The organism is Micromonospora sp. Mcm103, assembly GCF_024519755.1.
Lineage (GTDB): Bacteria > Actinomycetota > Actinomycetes > Mycobacteriales > Micromonosporaceae > Micromonospora > Micromonospora aurantiaca.
In genome coordinates this window covers 1-21,981 of sequence record NZ_JALJRJ010000041.1, presented here as the reverse complement: position 1 = coordinate 21,981, position 21,981 = coordinate 1, and the positions used below count along the sequence as shown (strand labels likewise).

Here is a 21,981-nt window from a genome sequence, read left to right as displayed (position 1 = left end):
GATACATCGCCGCCAACCGCTCCGCCCGCCCCCGACCCAACACCCGCGTATGGCTCTTGAGCGAGATGCGCCTACCGACCGTGGTCACCGCCAGGTCGAACTCCGTCGTGCCCGGCGTCATGGTCGATGCAAGGTCCAGGGCCGGGCTGTCCGGCTCGAGGTCGTCGAAGTTGACGAAATTCAGCAGCACGTTGACGATGCGCCGGCCGCCCGCCAGGCGTTGCATCTGCGGCATCGGGAAGTGCCGGTGCGGCCACATCGCCACCTCCTGCGCGAACACCGCCGCGACCAGCTCCCGCCACGTCCACCGCCCCCGCTCGAACACGAACGGCACCGTGTTCAGGTGCATGCCGTAGACCCGCTCCGCGCCGGCCGCCTCCGGTCGGGTGTGTGTCACCAGACCGGCGCTGAACTCGTTGCGGTAGGTGAGCCTGCCCAGCACCGCTCCGTAGGCGGCGACGACGACGCTCTTGAGCGACGCGCCCGCCGCCGCGGCGAGCCTCCGCAGTCCGGGCTCCAGGTCACCGAAGGGCACGTGCACCCAATAGCTTTCCGAAGGGCCCGTCCCACCCCACCCGGACGGCAGCGAGAACGGCTCGACGGATTCCACGACGCGGCGCCAGTAGGCGCGGTCCTCAGGTGACGACAGCGCCCGCAGCTCGCTCGCGACGACATCCGCGTACCGGACCGCGGGGACCGGTTCCGACGCCGGCTGGCGTCCCGCTCGAATCGCCTCGTAGCAGTCGAACAGCTCCCGGATGAGCGAGTGGTAGCTCCAGCCCTCGACGATCGCGTGGAACTCCGTGATGGACAGCCACCAACCGTCGTCGGTGACGTGGGCGGTAAGTCGCATCATCGGCGGACACGCGAGGTCGAACGGACACGTCCGCTCATCGGCGTGGAACTGCTCCATCTGTCGATGGATGCCGGCGGCGTTCAGCCCGCGCAGGTCGCGAATACGGACCGGAAGGTCGGCGTCGGCGTGTACCAGCTGCATCGGTACGGAGCAGGAGTGCAGGTCGAACGAGGTCCGCAGAACCTCGTGCCGCCCGACGAGGATCTGGGCCGCCGCCCGCAGCGCGTCCGCCGACAACGGCCACCCGTCACGGATCCGGATGGACGCGACGTTGTGGTAGTTGCTGAGCCGCCGGTGGGCCAGCATGTCGGCGACCATGCCCAGCTGAGTCTGGCCCATCGGGTACGCGTCGACCAGATCAGCCGGCAGGCGCCTCCGGTCCGCCGGGGTGATCAGCGCGAACGGCTCGACCGCGACGATCGCGCCCTCGGCCGCGGGCCGCGCGTCGGCCAGCTCGCACAACCGCGCCACCGTACGGCGCTCGAAGACGTCACGCACCGACACGTCGAAGCCCGCCGTGCGTAGCTGTCCCACCAGGGCGACCGCGCGGATGGAGTCGCCACCGAGGTCGAAGAAGCTGTCCAGCACGCCGACCCGGTCCACCCGCAGCACCGCGCGCCAGACCTCCGCCATCCGTTCCTCGGCGGACGACCGCGGCGCCAGGTAGCGAACCGTGCCCACCAGCGCCGACCGGTCGGGTACCGGAAGCTTGCCGCGGTCCAGCTTCCCATTGGCGGTGAGTGGGATCGCCGGCAAGGGCACGATCGCCGCCGGGACCATGTACGGGGGCAGGAGGCTCCCGCAGTGCGCCCCCAGGTCCCCCTCGGCCAGGTCCGGAACCGCCGGGACCACGTACGCGATCAGGCGGTGCTCGCCGGGCGACACCTCGTCGACGATCACCGCCGCGTCCCGGACGGCCGGGTGCGCCAGCAGAACGGCGCGGATCTCGCCCGGCTCGACCCGGTATCCGCGGATCTTGGCCTGGTCGTCGGCGCGGCGCAGGAACCGCAACTGGCCGTCGGGGAGCCGGCGGGCGAGGTCACCGCTGCGGTACCGCCTGCTGCCCGGGGCGCCGAACGGATCGGGCAGGAAACGCGCTGCCGTGAGGCCCGGCCGGCGCAGGTAGCCGCGGGCGAGACCCGGCCCACCGACGTAGATCTCGCCCGGCACGCCGATCGGCACCGGGCGGCCTTCGTCGTCCAGGAGCCGGATCGTCAGGTCGGCGAGGGGCCGACCGATCGGGCTGCCGACCACCGGATCGAAGTCGGCCGGGGTGACGCGGTGGTACGTCGCGTGCACGGTCGTCTCGGTGATGCCGTACATGTTGATCAGCGCGGTCCGGTTCAGGCCGACTCGCGCGGCCCACGGCCGCAGCGACGGCACGTCCAGCTTCTCGCCGGCGAAGACGATCACCCGCAGACTCAGCCGGTCGACTCGTGGGTCGCCGGTCTCGGCGGCCGCGACCAGGGCGCGGAACGCTGACGGCGTCTGGCTGAGCACTGTCACCCGCCGGTCGACCAACAGGTCCAGCAGGTCGTCCGGGGAACGTGTCACGCCCTGAGGCACGACGACCAACGTGCCGCCGCTGAGTAGTGCGCCCCACATCTCGAACACCGACACGTCGAAGGCGTACGAGTGGAACAACGTCCAGACATCGGCTGGCCCGTACGCGAGATGCTCACGCGCCGTCCGGAGCAGGCGATCGACATTGGCGTGGGTCACGCACACGCCTTTGGGCTGCCCGGTCGATCCCGACGTGTAGATGACGTACATGACGCCGTCGGGTGCCACCACCGACGCAGGGTTGTCCACCGGCTGAGCGGCGAGCGTTTCCGCTTCCCGCGAGGCGTCGAGCACGATCAGGGCGCCGTCGTGGCACAGCCTGGCCGTCTCCCGCAGGTCCACGCACGTCACGACAAGCGCGGCCCCGGAGTCGGCGATGGCGTGGCGCAATCGGCGCGTCGGGTTCGCGGGGTCCAGTGGTAGGTAGCCCGCCCCGGCCTTCAGCACGCCGAGCAGCACGGGCACCAAATCGACACCGCGGTCCAGGAGCACGGCGACCAGGGACTCGGCGCCCACACCCCGGGCCCGCAGCAGATGGGCCACCCGGTTGGCCCGGACGTTGACCTCCGCGTAGGAGAGCTCCGAGTCGCCGCATCGCACGGCGACCGCATCCGGGGTCGCCGCCGCCTGGTCCTCGAACACCTCGGGCACACACCGCGGGTCGATCGCCACGCCGCCGACGCGGTTCCCGTCACCGTCGCTCGGGCCGGAATCGACCGCGACACCGAGTACGAGGGCCCGCTCGGCCTCGTCCAGCAGGTCGTGGCCGGCCGCGGGAGCAGCCGGGTCGTCGGCCACCCTCTCCAGCAGGCGTAGGAGATGCCGCGCCATCCGGGCCATCGTCGCGTCGTCGAAGAGCGCGGTGGGATACACGAGGCGGCTGTGGACCGAGCCGTCCTCGGCCTGGCAGGTCTGCAGTTCCAGGTCCCACTTGGCGACCGCTTCGCCGTCGCCGTACTGCTCCATCCGGATGCCGGGCAGCCGGACCAGCCGGTCGGGAGAGGTGTGACTGGTGTACGCCACCTGGAACAGCGGCGTACGGGCCAGATCGCGGTCGGGCGCCAACTCGTCGACCAGTCGGGCGAACGGCACGGCCTGGTGGTCGTACGCGTCGAGGACGGTGGTCCGCATCCGCTGGATCAGGTTCTCGAACGACATCGAACCGTCCCACACGGCCCGCACGACGAGGGTGTTGATCCCGTAGCCGATGAGGTTCTCGAGCTCCGGCCGGTTGCGATCCGACACCACGGTTCCGATCGCGACGTCGCTGCGGCCGGTGTATCGGGCCACGAGGACGGCGAAGGCGGTGAGCATGACGACGAACGGCGTCGTGCCGAGTCGCTGACCGATGTCGTCCAGCCGCCTGGCGAGGCCCGCCGGCACGACGAAGGGGGCCGCGGCGCCCGTGTGGCTTCGGACGGCCGGGCGGGGTCGGTCGGCGGGCAGGTCGACGGGTAGGTTGCCGTCGAGTTGGGCTCGCCAGTAGCGGAGGTGCCGTTCCAGGACCGGCCCGGACATCTCGGTGCGTTGCCACGCCGCGTAGTCCGCGTACTGGACGGGTAGCTCCGGCGGCATCGGGCCGCCCTCGGTCAGCGCCCGGTACGCCGCATTCAGGTCGGCGCCCAGCACGCCGAGTGACCAGGCATCCCAGCAGATGTGGTGGAAGACGATGCTCAGCACGTACTCGTCGTCGGTCAGGCGAAGGAGGCGCGCGCGGACCGGCCATTCGACCTCGAGGTCGAACGCGACGGCCACCTCCCCCGCCAGGAGCGCGTCGACGCGCTCACGCCGCTCGCCCGGTGGCAGCCCGCGAAGATCGTCGAGCGCGAGGCCGACGTCGTCGGGCGGGTCGACGACCTGCGTCGGGGCGCCGTCGACCACGGTGTACCGCGTGCGGAGAACCTCGTGGCGGGCGACCGTCCAGGCCCACGCGCGCTGGAGAGCAGGGGTGTCCAGAGCGCCGCGTAGCCGCAGGCACAACGGCACGTTGTACTCGGTGCTGCCCGGATCCAGCCGGTTGATGAACCACATCTGCTGCTGGCCGTACGAGAGGGGTAACGGCCCGTCCCGGGAGACCCGCGGGATCTCGGACCGAGGGCTGGAGGACATGCCCGCGAGCCGACGGCGAAGCAGTGCGCCCCGGGGGTCGCGTGCCGGTCCGTGCTGTGCTGAATGGGTCATCCCGCTGCTCCTGTCATGGCATCCCTCGCGCTTCGCCCGATGCAGCACCGTCGGATGGTGCGATCTCCGCCTACCTCCGTCTTCGCGTGACGGCCGCGGGATCCGCCGGACCGCCGGTCGATCCCGTGTCGTCGACGGCCATCCCGCGGTGTGGAGTCCCCCGTGTCAGGTGCCGTCCTCGGCGAGGGCCGACACCAGCGTGGCCAGGTCGTCGTCGTCCAGCACCATCAGGTCGGCCACGGCGGGCTCGGTGGCCGGGGCCGGTTCGGCCGGCACCGCCTTCTCCGCGAGCTTCTCGACCGTGTGCAGCGTCAGCAGGTCACCCACGCTGATCAGCCAGCCCGCGTCGCGCAGCCGGGAGACCACCTGGATCGCCCGGATGCTGTCGCCACCCAGATCGAAGAACGAGTCGGACGCGCCGACCCGGGACACCGACAGCGCCTCGGCGAACGCGGCGGCCAGCGCGCTCTCCGCGGCTCCGGACGCCTCGCGGCTGCCGGTCGGTGCGACCTCGGGATCGGGCAGGGCGCGCCGGTCCACCTTGCCGTTCGCGTTGAGCGGCAGCGCCGGCAGCACCATGACGACGGCCGGGACCATGAAGTCCGGCAAGGTCTCGCCCAGGCTGTCGCGGACCTCGGCCGGCTCCGGGGTGCGGCCGTCACCGCCCACCACGTACGCCACCAGGCGCCGGACCCCCGGGGCCGTCTCCTGGGCCGTCACGTACGCCTGGGACACCTCCGGCAGCCGGCAGAGCGCGGCCTCGACCTCGCCCAGTTCGATCCGGAAGCCGCGGATCTTCACCTGTTGGTCGCCGCGACCGACGTACTCGATCACTCCGTCCCCACGCCAGCGGACGATGTCCCCGGTGCGGTACATCCTCGAACCCGGCGGGCCGAACGGCGAGGCGACGAACCGCTCGGCGGACAGCGCCGGCTCGTTCAGGTAGCCACGGGCGGTCGCCCAGCCGGCGAGGTACAGCTCGCCCGAGACGTTGGCGGGCACCGGCTGCAGATCCGGGCCGAGCACGTACGCTTGGGTGGCGTCGAGCGGCGACCCGATCGGCGGCACACCGTCGACCCGGTCCACCACCATGAGCGTGGCGAACGTGGTGGTCTCGGTGGGGCCGTACGCGTGGAGCAGCTTCGTGCCCGGGCAGACCTCGCGGACCAGACGCATCGCCTCGGCCGAGGCGGTCTCACCGCCCGTAAGCACCGTTCGCAGGCCGGCGAACGCGGACGCCCGGGTGCGGGCGATCAGGTTGAACAACGCGGTGGTGAGGAAGGCAGAGGTCACGCCGTGCGTCTCGACCAGGCGGGCGACCTCGTCGGTGGTCAGCTGGCCGGGCGGAGCCACCACGGTCCGGCCACCGGTGAGCAGCGGCACCCAGATTTCGTACGTCGAGGCGTCGAAGGCGTGCGCGGAGTGCATGAGTATCCGCTCGTGGTCCCCGTCCCGCCAGCGGCCGTGCGACGCGAACGCGAGCACGTTGCCGTGGGTGATCGCGACGCCCTTGGGCCGGCCGGTGGACCCGGAGGTGTACATGATGTACGCCAGTCGATCGGGACCGCCGTCCCACGAGGGGGCCACGGCCGGCGCCAGCGCGTCCAGGTCCGCTGCCGACAGCGGAAGCACCTCGAGCGGGTGGTCCGCCGGCGCGTCGGTGAGCAGCAGCCGCACCTCGGCGTCCGCCAGCATCGCCTGCTGTCTCGGGGCGGGATCGGTGGGCCGCAGCGGCAGGTACACGCCGCCGGCCTTGACGATCGCCAGGGTCGCCAGCACGACCAGCGCCGACCGCTCGGCCAGGATCGCCACCGGCTCCTCGGCCCGGATCCCCCGGCTCCGCAGGCGCCCGGCAAGAGCGTTGGTGGCGGCGTCCAGTTGCCCGTAGGTGATCTCCCGGCTCCCGTCAACGACCGCGATCGCGTCCGGGGTCCGCGCCGCCTGCCGCGCGAAGGCGGCGGCGAGGTCACCCTCCGGCTCGGCCACCGAGGCGCCGTTCCACTCGGTCAGCATCCGTTGCCGCTCGTCCGCGGTGACCAGCTCGAAACCGCCGAGCGCCGCGTCCGGCTCGGCCGAGACCGCCCGAAGGAACCGCGAATAGAGGCGCTGGATCGTGATGAGGTCGTCACGTGAGTAGCGATCGTGGTTGGCGTCCACGTCGAGTCGCCAGCCGCTGCCGTCGCCCCGGTCGTAGAAGCAGAGAGACAGGTCGTCGACGGGCCCGAGGGTGAGGTTGTGCGTGACCGTCGTTAGTCCGGCGAGGGTCACCTGGTAGTCGAACGCCATCACGTTGACGACCGTGCCCCAGCCGGTGGTCGCCGCGCCGCTGCGCTCGGGCTGCCAGTCCTCGAACCGGCAGCGCTGGTGCTTCAACGCCTGGCGCAGCGCACCTGAGACCCGCGGCATCAGATCCCGCAGGGTGTCCCCCGGGTTCACCTCGACACGCAGCGGAACGACGTTGGAGGCCATGTTCGGCGTGGCGCGCAGCAGCTTGGTGGTCCGGCCGGTGACCGGGAAGCCGAGCACGATGTCGGTGCGCCCGGTGCAGCGGTGCAGGAAGGCGGCCGTGGCCGCCACCACCAGGACCGGCCAGAGAGTACGCAGTTCGCGGGCCACCCCGGCGATCGTGCCGGTCTGCGTGGCGGGGATGTGTTCGGATCGGCGGATGTGCACGGTGCCCGGATCGGGGGCGACCGGGCCACGGACGGCCCAGTGGTCGCTGAGCCTGACCGGGCTGGCCGTGGCCGCATGCTCCGTCCAGAACCGCAGGTCCTCCTGGAAGTCGGGGCCCACCCGATACTCGGCGTCGGCCACCAGCGTCTCCGCCAGCGGCGCAGCGACCGCCGGCGCGTCGGCGACCGGCTCGCCGGTCACGATCTCGGTGTAGTAAGCGCCGATCTTGCGGAGCAGCAACGCGGCGGCGTAGCCGTCGCAGGCGATGTGGTGTCCGCGCCCGTAGTACCAGAAACGCCGGTCGTCGACCCGCAGCAGCGCGAACGTGAACAGGCCACCGGCCTCGAGGTGGACGGGTCGTTCCAGGTCCTCCCGGATCCAACGGTGGGCCGCCGCCTCGGGTTCGGCCTCGGCCCGGAAGTCGACCCGGGTGATCCGGGCCGGCGCGTCGTCGATGATCTGGCAGAGTTCACCGCGGTCGTCGCGGCGGACGGCGATCACTCTGAAGGTCGGCGCCTCCTCCAGGACCCGGGACCAGGCCTGCTCGAAGGCGTCCTGGTCGAGGTCACCGTTCACCTCGGTGTACTCGGCCACGTTGTAGGCGTGACCGCTCGGGTCGAGTTCGTGCCCGAGCCAGATGCCCTTCTGGCCGGCCGACAACGGTAACTGCATAGATGTCTCATCTCATGACAGTGGAGCCCTGGGTACGGGGGCGATCCGCAGGGCTCCACTGTGTCCATGAGGCCTATATTTTTGGTGTCAGCCGACCTCGCGCATCATCTTCTCCATCGCCGCGGTCGCCTCCCGGACGTGGCTGAGTTCGGCGACCGTACGCCGCTGCAGCTCGGCGTTCTCCTCCAGCAGGCGCGCGCACTTCTCGGCGAGCTCCTGGTACTGCTTCTCCCGTGCCGCAGCCAGGCGTGCCCGCCACGTGGCGGCGACCTGCCACACGATCACGATGAGAACGACGAAGATGCCGGCTGCAGCCAGTACGCCCACCCAGTCGTCGCTCGTGGAACCCACCGCACTCACCCTCGCCCTCACTGCTCTGCGTCGTCTTCGCCGCGCCGGTCATCGGTCAGCGTCTTCACCGCTTCCACCACCGTCTGCGGTGTCAGGTGCAGTGCGAATGGCGTGACCTCGAAGAACTTCATCGCCTTACCACCCGCGGACAGCTCGAGACTTCCCTCGATGAGCCCCGCGGCCTCCAGCCGGGCGAGGTGCATGTGCAGCAGCGGCCGGCTCATGCCCAATCGCACAGCCAGCCGACTGACGTAGTCCCGCTCGCTGGAGAGCATCCCCACGATCCTGAGACGGTGTTGATTGTTCAGCGCCGTCAACATCTTGAGCAGGTCATCACCTGTGACATCCATCCGCGTGACCTCTTTCCGGCGCACGCAAAGCTTCGCACACCCGCCGAGAGTGCGTCAACAAGTTCTGACAGGTGTTAGTAATCGCTGAGCCTGCCGGTCAGTAGCCGCCCCACCGCGTCACGACCGACTCCCGCTCGGCGGCGGTGAGCAGGTCGATCTCTCCGACCACCAGATCGGGGCCGGCGGCCAGGCTCGCCAACGCCAGCACCATCCGGTCCAGGTGCGCCTCGGCCTCGGCGCTCGTGACCAGGTCGGGCCGGTACCCGAGGCGCACGGTGAGCCCGTCGTCCGCCCCGGGGACCGCGACCAGCCGCAACGGGTAGTGCGTGGCGTCGTCGAGGCCCAGACCGGTGACCCGGATGCCAGCGCCGTCCGGCACGGAGAGCGACTCCAGGTCGAAGGGGTAGTTGACCAGCATCGTCGTGGTGTCGAAGAGCTGCGTGCAGCCGGTCAGCCGGTGGATCCGCCCCAACCCGAGGTGCTGGTGGTCGAATAGCTCGGTCTGCTCGGCCTGCAACCCCGCCAGGGCCTGCCCGAGGGACTGCCCAAGGTCGAGCCGCACCCGTACCGGCACGGTGTTCACGAACAGCCCGACCATCCGGTCGGCGCCGGGCAGGTCCGCGGGCCGTCCCGACACGGTCGTGCCGAACACCACGTCGTCCCGGCCCGCGGCCCGCGCCAGCACCATCGCCCAGGCGAACTCGACCGCGGTGTTGAGCGTGACACCCAGCGGGCGTAGCGCGTCGAGCAGTCGGCGTACGACGTCACCGGGCAGGTCGCGGCCGAGCTGGCGCTGAGCCGTCCCGGCCGCACCCGGCTTCTCCGGCGCGATCAGCAACGGGCCGGGCAGGCCGCGCAGGTTGTCGGCCCAGGCCCGTTCCGCGACGTCCGTGTCCCGGGCGGCCAGCCACTCGACGTGCGCGCGATGCGAGGGCGCGGCGGCTCCCGTGTACGCCCCCGGATCCGCCCACAGCTCCCGCAGCTCCCGCACCAGGATCGGCAGCGACCAACCGTCGAACGCGATGTGGTGGCCGGTGATCACCAGCCGCCACGCGTCCGGCCCGAGCCGCAGCAGCGCCAGCCTCAGTAGCGGCGGGCGGTCCAGATCGAAGGTGCCACGCTCGGCGGCGACCAAGCGGTCGGCGGCGGCCGCCCGCTCGTCGCCGGGCAGCGCGCTGAGGTCCGCCTCCCGCCAGCGCGGCACACCACCGGACCGTACGATCTGGACCGCGGCGCCACGGTCGAGCTGATGGAAGCCCGTACGCAGCGCGGAATGGCGTTCGACCAGCCGCTGACCGGCCGCCCGGATCGATGCCGGGTCCACGTTCCCGGACAGATCGAGCCGCACCTGCGTGGTGTAGACGTCGGAGGTGCCGCCGTCGCGGGCCTCCGCGGCGTGGAACAGGAAACCCTCCTGCAGCGGGCTCATCGTCATGACGTCGGCCAGATCCGGCACGAGCGACTCCAGCCGCTCGACCTCCGCCTGGGACAGCGCCGCCAGCGGCAGGTCGGACGGGGTGCGCCCGCCCACGACGTCCGGGCCGGCCAACCCGGCGAGGCCGACCAGTTCGTCCCGCCATCGCCCGGCCGGCGCGGCGCCCCCGCCTGCGGTGATCCACAGAGCGTGCAGGATGGTCCCCCGCTCGGTCGGGCGGGCCTGGACGTGCACCTCGGCACGGTAGCCGAGCGGCATGCCCGGGTCGGTCCCCGGCGGAAGCGCCTCGGTGGTCACCACCGGCCAGGCCCCGGCGACCGATCCGCCGACGTCGCCGAGATAGTTGAACAGGACCGACGGCGTACCGAGTGCGGCGAGTTGCGGGCGCAACGCCCCGTACGAGGCACCGTCCCGCGGCGCCTCGCGCAGCTGCTCCTTCACCCGCAGCACGGCGGCCCGGAGGTCGGTGCCCGCACCCCGCACCCGGACCGGGTGCACGCTGGTCAGCCAGCCCACCGTGCGGGACAGGTCGACGTCGGCGTGGCGGCCGTGGCCCTCCACGTCGATCAACGCCGTGTCCTCGGTCAGCACCCGGGAGAGCGCGGTGATCAGCAGGTCGTCGAGCCGGGCATGGAACTTCCCGGCCACCCGCTCCAGCCGCTCGACCACGTCCGCCGGCACGGTGATCTCGTCATGCCGCGCATCGCCGGCCACGCCGTGGGCGGCGCCGGGCTCACCGCCGGCGAGCACCGATCGCCAGTACGGCAGCTCGTCGCGCCACTTTCCCGCCGACGCCTGGTGGGCCTGGCGCAGCGCCCAGGTGCGGTACGAGACCGGCACCGGTTCCAGCGTGGGGACCGAGCCCCGGCTCCGCGCGGTGACCGCCGCGGCCAGGTCGGGCAGCAGCACCCGCCAGGAGACCGCGTCGACGACCAGGTGGTGCGCGCAGAGCACGAGCCGGTCGTCGACGGCGCGGACGGCCAGGAAGTTGATCCCCCGTGCCGGGTCGAGACGGCGCCGGGCGGATTCTGCGGCGGCGTACGCGGACCCGTCCTCGGGCGTGGGAAGCAGGATGTCCGCGTCCCCCGACGGCGGGATCTCGAAGCCACCGTCCCCGGCCAGCAGCCGGGCCCGCAGCACGTGGTGGTGGTTCACCACGTCGCGCAGCGCGGCGGCGAGCACCAGGTCGTCGGTGCCGGGCGGCATCTCGACCACCACCGCCTGGTGGAAGCCGCGGATCTCGCCGCCGCGGGCGAGCAGGGCCGACCCGATCGGAGGCAGGGGCGCGCGCCCGATCGCGTCGGCCACGGTCTCGGCCACCGCGCCGTCGACCGGCCGGGCGATCGCCGCCAGAGCCGCCGCGGTGCGCAGCCGGAACACGTCCTTGGCGGTGACCGTCCAGCCGGCACGCCGGGCCAGCGACACCACCCGCATCGCGAGGATGCTGTCGCCGCCCAGGTCGAAGAAGCTGTCGCCGACCCCGGCCCGGTCCTGCCCGAGCGCAGTCGCGAACGCGTCCGCGAACGCCGCCTCGGCCGCCGACGTGGGTGCGTCGCCCTTCCCGCGCCCGGGGCGAGGCAGCTCCGGCGCCGGCAGCGCAGCCCGGTCGACCTTACCGTTCGGGGTGACCGGGAACGCGTCGAGCAGGACCACCGCGGACGGGACCATGTGCTCCGGCAACGCGGCGGCCACCGACGCCAGCAGGTCCGCTGGGACAAGGGTGCTTCCGGGGTCGGGGATCACGTACGCGACGAGCCGCTGAATGCCGGGCCGGTCCTCGCGCACCAGCACCAGTGATTGGGAAACTCCGGGGCAGGTGGCGAACGCCGCCTCGATCTCGCCCGGTTCGATCCGCTGCCCGTGCAGCTTGACCTGGTGATCGCTGCGGCCGAGGTACTCGAGCACGCCGTCGGACCGCCAGCGGACCAGGTCGCCGGTGCGGTACATGCGCTCGCCGGGGGCGCCGTACGGGCAGGCGACGAACCTCTCGGCAGTCAGCCCGGCCCGGCCGACATAGCCGTGTGCGAGACCGACGCCGGCCAGGTAGAGCTCGCCGACCACGCCGGGCGGAACCGGACGCAGCCGCCGGTCCAGCGCATAGACCCGGATGTTGGCGATCGGCACCCCGATCGGCACGGTGACCGCACCCGGCTCGTCCCGGCATTCCCACGCGGTGACGTCCACCGAGGCCTCGGTCGGGCCGTACAGATTGTGCAACTCCACGCCGGGCAGCAGTTCGAAGAACCGCCGCTCGAGGTCGACCGGCAACGCCTCACCGCTGCAGACGACCCGGCGCAGCCCGGTGCAGGTCGCCACCGCCGGTTCGCGGAGGAACTCGCCCAGCATCGAGGGCACGAAGTGGATCGTGGTGATCTGCTCCTCGCGGACCAGCGCGGCGAGGTAGGCGGGTTCGCGGTGGCCGTCCGGGCGAGCGATGACCAGTGTGGCACCGACCAGGCAGGGCCAGAAAAACTCCCAGACCGACACGTCGAAGCCGGCCGGGGTCTTCTGGGCGACGCGCTCGCCGGGGCGCAGGCCGTACCGGTCCTGCATCCACCGCAGGCGGTTGACGATGCCGCGGTGCGGGATCGCCACGCCCTTCGGGCGGCCGGTCGAGCCGGAGGTGAAGATCACGTAGGCGGTGTCGTCCGTGGTCGCGGGCCGCCGCTCGGCCGTGGTCAGCCGGTGGGCGGGCACCTCGCTCAGGTCGAGCGAGTCCAGCCGCAGCGCCGGGCCGGGCAGATCGTCGCCCTCGGTGAGGACGCAGACCGGGTCGGCGTCCTCGATCAGCTGAGCGATCCGGGCGGCCGGGTACTCGGGGTCGACCGGCAGATAGGCGGCGCCGGTCTTGAGCACCGCGTACAGGGCGATTACCAGGTCGAACGACCGGGGCAGCGCGACACCGACCAGCCGGCCGGGTCCGGCCCCCTCGGCGAGCAGCCGCCGGGCCAGCCGGTTCGCCCGCCCGTCGAGCTCACGGTAGGTGAGGCCGGCGCCCTCGAAGCGCAGCGCGGGCGCGTCCGGCGTACGGTCGACCTGCGCCTCGAACATCGAGATCAGCGTGCCGTCGGGCACCTCGCCGGCGGTGTCGTTCCAGCGGTGCAGGACGTCGGCGCGCTCGTCCGCGCCGAGCAGGTCCAGGTCGTTGACGGCGACGTCCGGGTCGGACGCCACCGCGGCCAGCACGCGACCGAGCCGGTCGAGCAGGGATGCCGCCTCGCGCTCGGGGATCACGTCGGGGCGGTGGCCCAGCCGCAGCTCCAGACCGTCGCCGGCGGTGACGGCCAGACGGAGCGGGTAGTGGGTGGAGTCCTCGATGTGGACGCCGGTGATCCGCACACCCGCCGCGCCGAGTGGGCCGGTGACCGCCTGGTGGTCGAGCGGGAAGTTCTGGAACACCGTCGTGGTGTCGAACAGCGCCGGGTGCCCGGCAGCGCGCTGCACGGCGGCCAGCGGGGTGTGGTGGTGCTCGATCAGATCAGCCTGCTCGGCCTGAAGCCGGACGAGGCAGGCCACGGCGGTCTCGTCGCCGTGCAGTCGCATCCGCACCGGCACGGTGTTGAGCAGGAGGCCGATGATCCGGTCGGCGCCGGCGAGCGCCGGGGGGCGGCCGGACACGGTCGTACCGAAGATGACGTCGTCCGTGTTCAGCATGCGGGACAGCAGCACACCCCAGCCGAACTGGACCACGGTGCCGAGGGTGTAGCCGTGGCGGCGGCCCTGTTCGGCGAGCCGGTCGGCAACCTCCGCGGGTAGCACGACGCGGACCTCGCGCTGCAGCACCGCGGGAAGGCTCGCGGCGTGCGGCGCGTACAGGGTCGGCGCCTCGAGCCCGGCGAGCGCCGCGGTCCACGCCTTCTCGGCGGGCGCGGTCGGCTGGGCGCGCAGCCAGGCGAGGAAGTCGCGGAACTGGGGTGCTGGCGGCAGCGCCCCGGACGGGCCGGCGGCGTAGCTGGTGAAGAGCTCGCCGAGGGCTACCGGCACCGACCAGCCGTCCCAGATCAGGTGGTGCACGGTGAGGACGAGCCGGTGCCGGCCGGGAGCGAGCCGGAGCAGGGTGAAGCGCAGCAGCGGTGGCCGGTGCGGCGCGAACCCGGCGGCCCGTTCGGCGTCGGCGATCCGGGTCGCCTCGTCCTCTCGGGCCGCCGGCGGCGCCCCGGTCAGATCGTGCTCGCTCCACGCCGCCGGAACCTCGCGGTGGATCAGCTGCACCGGACGCTTGAGTCCACGGTGGTGGAACGCCGCGCGCAACGCGCCGTGCCGGGCGATCAGCTGGCCGGCGGCCGACCGCAGTCGGGCGGCGTCGAGCTCGCCAGCCAGGTCGAGCCGGAGCTGGGTGGTGTAGACGTCGATCCCGCCCTGCCCGGCCCCGTCGCCCTGGTCCTGGACCGCGTGCAGCAGGAGGCCCTCCTGCAGTGGGGTGAGCGGCAGGGCCGCCTCGATGCCGTCGGGAAGCCGCGGTGCGCCTGTCACTTCGGCTGCTCGCGCGGGCGGCGGCGCAGGTCGGTCCAGTTCCGCTCGACGTACCGGACGCACTCGGCGCGCTCGGACTCGGCCAGCGCGACCGTCCAGCCGGCAGGCACCGCGACCGCAGCCGGCCACAGCGAGTGCTGGCCCTGGTCGTTGGTGAGTACCAGGAATCGCCCGTCCGCGTCGTCGAACGGGTTGCCGCTCATTGCTGCCCCCCGGTGTTCTCGCGCACGGGCAGGTCGGCGGCGAGCTTCTCGGCGATCAGCAGCGCGAGCACGGCCGGCGCGGTCTCCAGGTAGAAGTGTCCGCCCGGTACGGTGCGGGTGTCGCATCCGGCAACCGTGTGCCGACGCCATTCCCGGGCGTGGTCCACCGTGAACGAGGGGTCACTGTCCCCGGCGATGACCGTGATCGGGCAGGTCAGCGGGGCGCCTGTGGTGTACCGGTAGTCGGCGACCAGCCGGAAGTCGCCGTGCAGGATCGGCATCGCGAGCTCGCGCACCCCGGCGTCGGCCAGCATCCGGGCGCCGACGCCGCCGAGCGAGTCGACGTAGCGCAGCAACGACTCGTCGTCCGGGAAGCGCAGCGCCTGGCTGTTGTCGTGGTGCGGGGCGCGGCGAGCGGAGGCGAACAGGTGCCGCAGGGCGTTCGGGCGCCTGGCGCGCAGGCGCCGGGCCACCTCGAACGCGACGGTGGCGCCCATACTGTGCCCGAGGAACGCGGCGGGCCGGTCCAGGCGCTCCAGCATCGCGCCGGTGATCTCGTCGACCAGCTCGGCCATCGTCCGAGGCAGCGGTTCGCCGTAGCGGTCCTGTCGGCCCGGGTATTGCACCGCGACCAGCTCGATGTCCTCCTGAAGCAGCACCGCCAGCTGGTGGAAAGCGCTGGCGGCACCGCCCGCGTGCGGGAAACAGAAGAGCGTGAGCCGTGCGGCGGGTCGAGGCGCGATCACCCGGAAGCAGTCACGCGCCGCCATGTGCTTGGCAACAGTCATGAGCGTGGAGACTCTCTGCTCGTGGCCGACGAACGGCCCGGTCCCGGACGGCGGCAACCGTCCGAGACCGCACTGTGCCTCGCGGGTCTATATTTCTTGTGTCCTCCGCCGGGTCAGCTGGCGACGGTGACGTCGCCGCCGCCGGACCTCGCCCTGATCTTGTGAGCGGAACCGGGGACGGCCTGTACCGAGACCGTACGGTCACCGCCCTCGGTGCTCGCGTCCACCTCGTACGGCCCGGACGGCACCTTGATCTTCACGTTACCGCCCTCGCTGGTCACGTCGACCAGGTCGGCAGCGGTGGCGTACTGCAGGTCGATGTCGCCACCGGCGGTGGTGACCGTGGTGTCCGCGCCGAGCCCACGGCCGGTAATGTCACCGCCGTCGGTCTTGATCTTCACGACGGTGCCCTCGGGCAACTCGATCTTGTAGTCGACGTGGCAGTTGTCCTTGCCGCAGCCGTTGTCGACCAAGTTGAGCGTGCTGCCGTTCACGTCGTGGGACGTCTTCGGCTTGGTGTCGGAGTAGCGCAGGTCCTCGGTGACCTTGACCGAGCCGGAGTCCGAGGCGGTGAGCGTCACGTTGCCGCCACGACCGGTCAGGGACAGGGTGCTGACCTTGTCGCTGATGTCGTACGTGTTCCCGGCGCTGTTGTCGGATCCTCCGGCCGGATCGCACCCCGCGACGAGCATCGCGCACGTCGCGATCGCCAGCGCGCTCACGCCTGCCTTCGTCGGGATTCTCATCGATTTTCACTCCTCGTGGTCGTGGTGGACGCCGCGTGGCTCAGGGATTCGGCATCGTTGTCGTTCTCGTCGGAAGCGGCGCGGACGGGCACGGCGACGGACTCGGTGGCGGTGTCGGACGCGGGCGCCGTGGCGGGTCGCCCACGCAGGCTCCAGGCCCGGTCGCCGAGCAGCGACAGCGCCGCCGGAAGCAGCACGCCCCGGACGATCGTCGCGTCGATGAGGATCGCGACCGCCATGCCGACACCGAGCATCTTGTACTCGATGCCGGAGAGCGTCGCGAACATCGCGAAGACCGCGATCATGACGACGGCCGCACTGGTCACCACCCCGGCGCTGCTGCCGACGCCGCGGACGACCGCCTCCCGGGCGGACTCGCCCCGGGCCCAGCGCTCCCGGACCCGGCTGAGGATGAAGACGTGGTAGTCCATGCTCAGGCCGAACAGGATCACGAACATGAACAACGGCAGCCAGTTGACCACGCCGCCGAAGGACGAGAAGCCCAGCAGGTCGGCGAAGTCACCGTTCTGGAAGCCGAGGACGACGATGCCCATCGCCGCACCGATGGCGAGCAGGTTGAGCACCATCGAGACCGCGGCCACCAGCAGTGCCCGGAACGCGATGACCAGCACCACGAACGCCAGCACCAGGACGAAGCCGATCACCCAGGCGGTACGCGCCTTGAGCACCTCGGCGAAGTCGTGCAGACCCGCGGTGCGGCCACCGACGGCGTACTCGAGGTCGGGCGTGTTCGCGAACGCCTCGGGCAGGACGTCCTCACGCAGCGTCCGCAGGGCCTCGACCGAGGTGTCGTCGGTGCCGCTACCGGCCAGCGGGACCTTGATGCTGAGCACATCGCCGACCGGCGAGGCCGAGATCTGGTCGCCGAGCAGGTCGCTCGCGGCGGCCTCGCGGCGCAGCTCCGCGACGGCCCGCTCGGCGGCGCCGGTGGTGGCACCGGTGCCCCAGACCACCACCTGGGCTGGGTCCGCGCCGCCGGGGAACGCCTGCTGCAGCCGGACCCCGGCGTCGACCGCCGGAATGCTGCGCGGCAGCGAGTCGAGCTGCCCGGGCTCACTGAGCTTCATCCCGAACGCGGGCAGGGCGAGCCCGACCAGCGCGAGTAGCGCGATGCCGCCGAACACGATCGGGTGGCGGGACACCGCGCCGGCGATCGCCGACCAGCCGCGGGAACTGGTCGCAGTGGTGCGGGAGCGGCCCAGAAAGGGGACGCGTAGCGCGTCCACCTTGCGGCCGAGCAGGCTCAGCAGGGCCGGCAGGACGGTGACCGAGCCGAGCACCGCCAGGCTCACCACGATGATCGTGCCGATGGCCATCCCGTTGAAGGTGTCGACCTGGGCGAGGAACAGGCCGGCCAGCGACAGGATCACGGTGATACCGGAGACGACGACGGCATGCCCGGAAGTCCGGGCGCTGATCTTCAGCGCCTCACTCGCGTCCTTGCCGGCGGCCCGCTCCTCCCGCTCGCGGCGTAGGTAGAAAAGCGAGTAGTCCACGCCGACCGCCATACCGATCAGCAGCACCACCGAGGACACCGTGCTGTTGGCCGGGACGACCGTGCCGACCAGGCCGAGGAACCCGAGCCCGGCGAACACCGCGGTGGCGGCGAGGAACACCGGAACCGCGGCGGCGACCAGCGCGCCGAAGACGAGGATCAGGATGATCAGCGTCACCGGCAGCGACAGTTGCTCGGCGCGGGCCAGGTCGTCGTCGGCGGCCTTGTCGATCGCGGAGGTCAGCGAGATGTCACCAGCCATCGCGAATCGGACGCCGGGGTGCGCATCCTGGACCGCGCCGAGCTCCTTCTTGATCTCGGCGAAGTGCTTGTCGGCTTCTGCCCCGGGGCCCGGGATCGTGAAGCTGACCAGTCCGGACCTGCCGTCCGTGGAGACCAGCGCCGCCCGCGTCCGCTCGTCGTCCAGCGGGGTCACGATGTCGGTGGTGGCTCCGGGCAGCGCCTTGAGCCGGCCGCTCAGGTCTCTGGCGGCGTTCTCCAGGTCGGGAGTGCCGAGGAACGGCCGGTCCCGGTTCTGCGCCTCGATGAGCACGTTCTCGGTGTAGGAGGAGGTCACCTTCTGCGCCCGGATCATGCTCTGCGCCTTGCCGGCCTCGCCGGCGTCAGTGGTCTTGGCGCCCGAGCCCGCCACGTCGCCGAGCAGCACCGCCGCGGCCACCAAGAGGATCCAGCCGACGATGACCTTCTTGGGATTGCGGCTGGACCAGCCCACTATCCGCTCCATCATGGGCCCCTTCGTCGGCGCCGGCGATGCCTTCCCTGGCATGACTGTCCTTCCTGGATGACCGAAGAGGAGGTGCTCATCTCATTGGGGCGGAGCGGCTCAATCCAGCTCGCGCATCATGAGTTCCATCGAGGTCACGGACTGGCGCACGCCGGTCAGCTCGTTCGCCACCCGCTGGCGCAGGTCCTCGTGCTCGAGGAGCAGCTCGGCATACTTTTGGTTGAGTTCGCGGTAACGGTCGTCGTCCCGTTGCGCGACGATGCGGGCCCGCCAGGTGGCGGCGAGCTGGGTGATGACCAGGACCAGGACCAGGATGATGCCGGCCACCGCCAGCAGGCCGGTGAGGTCGTCGCCGGGGTTCATCGACCCTCCTCCTTCTCCGGTTCGCTCTCGTCGCGGGAGCCCACCGCACGAGCCACGACCGGCGGACTCAGCACTAGGTCGAACGGCACCAGCTCGAAGTACTTCATGGCCTTGCCGTCCTCCCCCAGTTCGAGCGTTCCGACGATCAGCCCGGCGGTCTCCAGCCGTTGCAGGTGCATGTGGAGAAGCGGCCGGCTGATGCCCACCTCGCGAGCCAACCGACTGACGTAGTCGCGCCCCTCGGCCAGCCGCGCCACGATGCGCATCCGGTGTGGATTTCCGAGCGCCGAGAGCACTCCCAGCAAGCTCACCTCGGTCAGAGGTGACCCGTCCATCAGCAAGGCCCCTTTATGTGTAAGAAGAACTTTACAGGTGACCCACCCACCTGTCAAATAAAACTGACATGTGTCCACCTCACTCGACGGGTGGACGCCGGATCGACGGGACACAGACCGCCAGTAAGGCCAACGATCCCATGCCGGCGGCTGTAATCAGCGCCGCCCGCGACGTCCCGGCGGCGGTCAGCAGGACTCCGCCGAGCAGGGCGCCCATCGAGTTCAGACCGGAGCCGATCAGCACGACCACGCTGGTCACCCGGCCCTGCATCGCGTCCGGGGTCACCCGGATCTGGTACGTCGCGGCGGTCACGTTGAGCAGTGCGCCCAGTGCCGCCATGCCGCCCATCAGCGCGCCGAGCCCGACCGGCAGCGTCGTGACCGAGACCAGCAGGATCAGCACGGACCACAGCGCCAGCACGCCGATCAGGATCGCCTGCACCGGCACCCTCCGCATGATCCGCGACGCGGTGAACGCACCGAGCAGCCCGCCCGCGCCGCCGAGCAGCCCAATCACACCGACCATGTACGGCGGATATCCGCCCTGCTTGACGATCACCACCAGGGTCAGGCCGATCACCTGGAAGGCCAGGTTGCTGCCGCCGAGCAGCAGAATCGCCGAGCGCATGAACCGGTGCCGCCACACCCACGCGAAACCCTCGGCGATCTCGGTGGTCAGCATCCGCCGCGGCCCCGTCCGCTCGTCCTGCAGGTTCCTGCGCACGGTCAGCAGGGTCACGAAGGCCACCGCGTGGGTCAGCATCGCGAAGCTGAACGGCAGCCACCGCAACACCGAGTACAACGCGCTCCCGGTCGGTTGTCCGATCAACCCGGTCGCCTGCCCGCGCACCTCGTTCTGGGACAGGGCGGCGCCGAGGTGTGCGGGATGGACGACGTGCCGCACCGAGGCCCGCTCCGCGAGCCGGTAGACGATCACGGCGCTGCCCTCCAGGAAGGCGACCGCCATGACGTGCGGCAGCCACAGCTCATCGAGCAGCAACGCGACGGCCAGGCTGGCCATGCTGGACAGCCCGACCACGTCGCAGGCGAGCATCGTGCGGCGGCGGTTCCACCGGTCGACGAGCGCGCCGGCCGGCAGCACGAACAGCAGTTGGGGCAGCAGCGTGGCGAACGCGATCAACGCGGCATCGGCCGGGGTGCCGCCGCCCCAGATGATCAGCAACGGGTACGCGGCGACCGCGACCCTGGTGCCGAGCAGCGAGGCGCCGGCCCCCACCAAGAGCATCCGGAAGTCCCGGTTGCGACGCAGCGGGGCTACCGGGGCCGACGTCTCGGTGTCCGAAGGGATCTGCGAGGTGGATGTCATCAACACGCTCCTGGCACGGGGATCACCGGCCGCGGGCGAGCCGACCGGCCGTGGACGGTGTTCTAGCGAAGGTCGGAGCGCAGCCGCGCGACGACGGTCTTGAGCACCTGCTCCCCTGCCTGGCCGTTGGTCATCACGCAGAGCCCGCCGCCGGACCCGAGCGAGATCACCGACAGCCCGTGGTAGCCGGTCGGCGTGCCGCCGTGGCCGAACTCGGTGTCGGTGGCGACCGCGTCGACGACCGTGCCGAGGCCGTACAGGCTGTCCTCGTACGGTGTGATCATCATGGCCGCGGTGTCCTGCCGCAGCAGGGCGAACGGCCGGCCCAGCGCGGCCCGCCGCAGTTCGGTCGCCACCTTCGTCAGATCGGCCGGCGTCGACCACAGCCCGGCCGCGGCGGCGTCCGGGCGGACCCGCCAGCCGCCCTCGATCGATTGTCCGTCGGCGTCGTGGCCCTGCGCGACCGGGTGGGCAGCCCGCGTCGGGTGGTCCTGGTCGAAGCTGCTGTCCGCCATGTTCAGCGGGTCCAGCACCAACCGGCGCATCAACGCGTCGAACGGTTCACCGGTGACGTCGGTCAGCACCTGCTGCACGACGACGTAGTGGACATTGGCCTTGCGGAAGCTGGCACCGGCCGCACCGATCCGGGTGACCGCCGGCACCGCCGGATCGGCCGCCCCGGTGAGCAGGTCGGTGAGCGACGGCACCGGGCCACCCGGCACGAAGCCGCCGCCCGGCGTGGACGACAGCCCGGACCGGTGCGCCAGCAGGTGCCGCAGGGTGACCGGAGCACCCCCGGTCGGCACCTGCCATCCGGTCAGGTAGCGGTTCACGTCCTCGTCGAGGTCGAGGATCCCCTCGTCGACGAGGCGCAGCACGGCCAGCGCGGTGAGGTGCTTGCTGAGCGAGCCGGCCTGGAACGGCGTACGCCCGGTGACCGGCGTGCCCGCCGCGGCCTGTCCGAACGTCTCCACCTCGACGAGTTCCCCGGCGGCGATGACCGCGACACTCAGGCCCGGCACCCGGTACCGCTCCATGGCCTCCTGCCAGTCCTGGCGGGACACCACACCGGGTGCGGCGGCCGGCAGGGTGGCCTTCGCGGCGGCGTCGATCGCGAGCTGGGCGCCGACCGCCTCGGCCAACGCGGACAGCGTCTGGTGCTGGTACATCATGAACAGCGACAGTGGGAGGCCTCTGCGCTGTGCCGCCGCGACGGCCTTGATCACCAGGATCGAGTGGCCGCCGAGCGCGAGGAAGCCGTCGCCGCGGCCGACTCGCTCGACCCCGAGCAGTTCGGCGAAGATCTCGGCCAGGGCCTGCTCGATCCCGGTCGAGGGCGGCTCGAAGGTCTCGGCGGCCGGGGGCGACGGCAGGGCGCGGCGGTCGAGTTTGCCGTTGGCGGTC

Annotated in this window: 13 protein-coding genes; all 13 read right to left on the bottom strand. The window is 71.6% G+C overall.

Features of this window, described 5'->3' with window-relative positions:
* Positions 1–4,528, bottom strand: a 4,528-nt coding sequence (locus tag OC439_RS29855) for a non-ribosomal peptide synthetase (protein WP_262016340.1), incomplete at its 3' end; no start/stop codon positions are given.
* 237 nt (positions 4,529–4,765) lie between these two features.
* Entirely contained in the window at positions 4,766–7,945 is a 3,180-nt protein-coding gene (locus tag OC439_RS29850) for a non-ribosomal peptide synthetase (RefSeq protein WP_262016339.1), read from the bottom strand.
* A gap of 87 nt (positions 7,946–8,032) precedes the next feature.
* The gene (locus OC439_RS29845; RefSeq protein ID WP_262016338.1) at positions 8,033–8,296 is read right to left on the bottom strand and encodes a hypothetical protein; all 264 of its coding nucleotides are present in this window, start codon (positions 8,294–8,296) and stop codon (positions 8,033–8,035) included.
* 17 nt (positions 8,297–8,313) lie between these two features.
* Positions 8,314–8,646, bottom strand: coding sequence for an ArsR/SmtB family transcription factor (locus tag OC439_RS29840; RefSeq protein ID WP_262016337.1), 333 nt, complete (start codon positions 8,644–8,646; stop codon positions 8,314–8,316).
* Between the two features lie 97 nt (positions 8,647–8,743).
* Positions 8,744–14,554, bottom strand: a complete 5,811-nt coding sequence (locus OC439_RS29835; RefSeq protein ID WP_262016336.1) for a non-ribosomal peptide synthetase — start codon at positions 14,552–14,554, stop codon at positions 8,744–8,746.
* Positions 14,551–14,757 carry an MbtH family protein gene (locus OC439_RS29830; RefSeq protein WP_262016335.1) on the bottom strand — a complete coding sequence of 69 codons (207 nt, stop codon included), beginning with the start codon at positions 14,755–14,757 and terminating at the stop codon, positions 14,551–14,553. Before OC439_RS29830 ends, OC439_RS29835 begins: the two co-directional genes overlap by 4 nt.
* The gene (locus OC439_RS29825) at positions 14,754–15,545 is read right to left on the bottom strand and encodes a thioesterase II family protein (protein WP_262016334.1); all 792 of its coding nucleotides are present in this window, start codon (positions 15,543–15,545) and stop codon (positions 14,754–14,756) included. The genes OC439_RS29830 and OC439_RS29825 overlap by 4 nt, the downstream gene beginning before the upstream one ends.
* A gap of 113 nt (positions 15,546–15,658) precedes the next feature.
* Positions 15,659–16,291: a DUF4097 domain-containing protein gene (locus tag OC439_RS29820; protein WP_262016333.1), complete on the bottom strand. Its 633-nt coding sequence runs from the start codon at positions 16,289–16,291 to the stop codon at positions 15,659–15,661.
* Positions 16,288–18,555: an MMPL family transporter gene (locus OC439_RS29815; protein ID WP_262016332.1), complete on the bottom strand. Its 2,268-nt coding sequence runs from the start codon at positions 18,553–18,555 to the stop codon at positions 16,288–16,290. The genes OC439_RS29820 and OC439_RS29815 overlap by 4 nt, the downstream gene beginning before the upstream one ends.
* Positions 18,556–18,651: 96 nt before the next feature.
* Complete coding sequence (locus OC439_RS29810; protein ID WP_184684864.1) at positions 18,652–18,915, bottom strand: hypothetical protein; 264 nt, start codon at positions 18,913–18,915, stop codon at positions 18,652–18,654.
* A complete protein-coding gene (locus OC439_RS29805) occupies positions 18,912–19,250 on the bottom strand; it encodes an ArsR/SmtB family transcription factor (RefSeq protein ID WP_262016331.1) in 339 nt (112 codons plus the stop codon). Before OC439_RS29805 ends, OC439_RS29810 begins: the two co-directional genes overlap by 4 nt.
* A 79-nt stretch (positions 19,251–19,329) precedes the next feature.
* A complete protein-coding gene (locus OC439_RS29800; RefSeq protein ID WP_262016330.1) occupies positions 19,330–20,577 on the bottom strand; it encodes an MFS transporter in 1,248 nt (415 codons plus the stop codon).
* Between the two features lie 62 nt (positions 20,578–20,639).
* Positions 20,640–21,981, bottom strand: a 1,342-nt coding sequence (locus OC439_RS29795) for a serine hydrolase domain-containing protein (protein ID WP_262016329.1), incomplete at its 5' end; no start/stop codon positions are given.

Bases quoted from the DNA above. Each gene is read 5' to 3' on its own strand.
- OC439_RS29850 (WP_262016339.1), bottom strand. From the start codon at position 7,945: ATGCAGTTACCGTTGTCGGCCGGCCAGAAGGGCATCTGGCTCGGGCAC.
- OC439_RS29840 (WP_262016337.1), bottom strand. From the start codon at position 8,646: ATGGATGTCACAGGTGATGACCTGCTCAAGATGTTGACGGCGCTGAAC.
- OC439_RS29830 (WP_262016335.1), bottom strand. From the start codon at position 14,757: ATGAGCGGCAACCCGTTCGACGACGCGGACGGGCGATTCCTGGTACTC.
- OC439_RS29825 (WP_262016334.1), bottom strand. From the start codon at position 15,545: ATGACTGTTGCCAAGCACATGGCGGCGCGTGACTGCTTCCGGGTGATC.
- OC439_RS29820 (WP_262016333.1), bottom strand. From the start codon at position 16,291: ATGAGAATCCCGACGAAGGCAGGCGTGAGCGCGCTGGCGATCGCGACG.
- OC439_RS29815 (WP_262016332.1), bottom strand. From the start codon at position 18,555: ATGATGGAGCGGATAGTGGGCTGGTCCAGCCGCAATCCCAAGAAGGTC.
- OC439_RS29810 (WP_184684864.1), bottom strand. From the start codon at position 18,915: ATGAACCCCGGCGACGACCTCACCGGCCTGCTGGCGGTGGCCGGCATC.
- OC439_RS29805 (WP_262016331.1), bottom strand. From the start codon at position 19,250: ATGGACGGGTCACCTCTGACCGAGGTGAGCTTGCTGGGAGTGCTCTCG.
- OC439_RS29800 (WP_262016330.1), bottom strand. From the start codon at position 20,577: ATGACATCCACCTCGCAGATCCCTTCGGACACCGAGACGTCGGCCCCG.